Source organism: Psychrobacter sp. TB55-MNA-CIBAN-0194 (assembly GCF_040309505.1).
Taxonomy (GTDB): domain Bacteria; phylum Pseudomonadota; class Gammaproteobacteria; order Pseudomonadales; family Moraxellaceae; genus Psychrobacter; species Psychrobacter fozii.
This window is the reverse complement of the sequence record NZ_JBEOOW010000619.1, coordinates 1-248: the sequence shown is the minus strand read 5'-3', so window position 1 is coordinate 248 and position 248 is coordinate 1. Positions and strand designations below refer to the sequence as shown.

1 pseudogene is annotated in these 248 nt (G+C 41.9%); it reads right to left on the bottom strand.

Annotation, left to right across the window (positions count from 1 at the left end):
* Window positions 1-45 precede the first annotated feature (45 nt).
* Window positions 46-248, bottom strand: a pseudogene (locus AAEY75_RS16500) (glutamate--cysteine ligase); the annotation flags it as partial.

Genomic DNA, 248 nt, shown 5'->3' with positions numbered 1-248 from the left:
CTCTTATAAAGTGCTTGTTAATAAAGGACAGAAAGATATGAAAGATTAACGATATTGCTGCAAGAAATCCATGAAATCTTCTGTTTCAGCTGCTTCTATTTCCGCTTGTTGTAAGATAGATTTTTCGGCGAGCACTTCATATTTTGCTTGGGTATTTGGACTGAGGGTCTGCTGCAATAACGAGTCGCGGTGCTGTTGCGCTAAGGTAAAGCCCAACTGCCATAAACTGCCCAAGCGCTTGCTATCAG